General features: G+C 71.2%; 2 protein-coding genes and 1 pseudogene. 2 read left to right on the top strand and 1 reads right to left on the bottom strand.

Annotated features, from left to right (window positions below; all coding sequences use genetic code 11):
- Positions 1-923: pseudogene (locus tag RM812_RS41580) on the top strand (hypothetical protein); the annotation flags it as partial.
- A 54-nt stretch (positions 924-977) separates the two neighbouring features.
- Here the strand turns inward: RM812_RS41580 and RM812_RS41575 are convergent.
- The gene (locus tag RM812_RS41575) at positions 978-1,184 is read right to left on the bottom strand and encodes a hypothetical protein (protein WP_311586133.1); all 207 of its coding nucleotides are present in this window, start codon (positions 1,182-1,184) and stop codon (positions 978-980) included.
- A gap of 190 nt (positions 1,185-1,374) precedes the next feature.
- Between RM812_RS41575 and RM812_RS41570 the strand changes: the two genes are divergently transcribed.
- On the top strand, positions 1,375-1,718 hold a 344-nt coding region (locus RM812_RS41570), incomplete at its 3' end, for a GNAT family N-acetyltransferase (RefSeq protein WP_311586131.1).

Raw genomic sequence — 1,718 nt, 5'->3', positions numbered from 1 at the left:
CCCGCGCTCCCGCGGGCACGAACGCTCCGTGGGTGATCCCGGCCGACGCCCGGCGCGTGGACCTCGACGGCGGATCGTGGGGGCCGGGCCTCTTGACGTGCTCGGGGCGTGGCGTGTGGCGATGGCAGCCGCTCCCCCGCTTCAGCCTGAACCAGGGCCGCTCTGCGGACATCGGCACTGCCGGCCAGACGCCGGCGCTACGCCTGCGGGCGCTGGTGAACCTGCCCTGGGCCGAGGTGAGCACGCTGGAGATCAACAAGTCCCGGCATACGCAGCTGGAGCAGCTGCTTCCGCACAGTGCGCTAGCGGGTGCGGTGACACTGCTGTCCCGCCGTCGGGGCGCCGAGCTGCCCGCCGCTCTCTGGGAGCGGGGACCTTTTGGCAACTCGGGCCGGTCGGCCGGATACACGTGCTCGATCGCCGGGCCCGACGGCGGCTCGGCTGTGAAGGCCTCCGCCATGCTCGCCCTGCCCACCACGGTGGACTCCATCGTGGTCGCCTGCGCGGACGTCCTGATCGAGAGCGCGGAGGCGTGGGCGGCGGCCCTCGGACCCGGATGGGACACGCAGTTGGGTCTCGACGAGGTCCAGGCCGTGCTGCTCGCCGCGTGGGAGACGGCCGCCGAGCTGCTGCCCGAGGCCGTGGGCGACCCGGCCGCGCTGTCGTGGGCCGCCCCGCCCACGACCGAGCTGCGGATCACGTGCGAACAGCCCGCTGACAACGGCGTCCGACCGGTCCTGGACACGCTCGTCGACCTGACGCCGCTCGGTCCGAACGACGGCGGCCCCAGGTCGCAGTTGGCCGTCGCCATCACCGCGGCGCCGGTCATGGGTCGCGTCGAGCGACAGCGTCTGCTGCGGGAGGCACTGGTGCACATGGCCCACGCGTTCGGGTACGTCGACGCCGAGGTGGATCTGCTGTAGGGAGGAAGCCTAGGCCTGGGTCTGCCAAGGGTTGTGGCGGCTCCGTCCGTCGAATCAGCTGGCTGGGCCGGCCAGCCACAGCACCGGGGCGCGGCCGGTGTCCTGGGCCTTGGCGGGCGGCCAGTCGGCCGCGGGCTCGACTCCGGCCACGACGGCCGCGTCGAACGGTGTCGTGCGCTGCTGGCACACAGCCGGCCCCGGCCGCCGTCTGCGCCCTCGGCAGTCCTGCCGCTGCACCAGAATGCGTCGCAGCTCGATCACATCCGGTCAGTGACTCGCCTCCCGATCGCCCGCATCACGGCCTCACTGCGTGCCTGATCCCTCGTGGGCTCCATCTTTGCTGGGACGGGGTTAGCCCGGTGTTCCCGCCGATAGACATCTCAGGGGGCTAAGAAGTCAAGAGGGACCGCGAGTCTTGATCGCTACTGAGACCGCTGATTGGCTGGCCGACATGGATGATCTCGATTCTGCTGCGTGGCCGCCTGCACCGATCAAGACCGAGAGGCTCGTGTTGCGTGAGCCGGAGGCCCGGGACCGTGCGGCGTTCATCGAGCTGCATGCCTCACCGGAGGTGCACACATACCTTGGCGGTCCCCGCCCTCGTCGCGAGCTTGAGCGCGAGATGCCCGAGGTGCCCGGACGGCGGCCCGGGAGTTTCGTCGTCGATCTCGACGGGGCGATGATCGGCCAGATCCTGCTCAGGAGAGCAACGGAGCACCTTTGCCCCGCCGCCGTGGGGAAGGTCGATCTCGGCTACCTGTTCCTGCCGCGGGCGTGGGGAGTCGGGTCTGCCGC

This window comes from Streptomyces lancefieldiae (assembly GCF_031845825.1).
Classification (GTDB): Bacteria; Actinomycetota; Actinomycetes; order Streptomycetales; family Streptomycetaceae; genus Streptomyces; species Streptomyces lancefieldiae.
The sequence above is the reverse complement of the archived record's forward strand: the minus strand, read 5'-3'. Positions and strand labels throughout refer to the sequence as shown.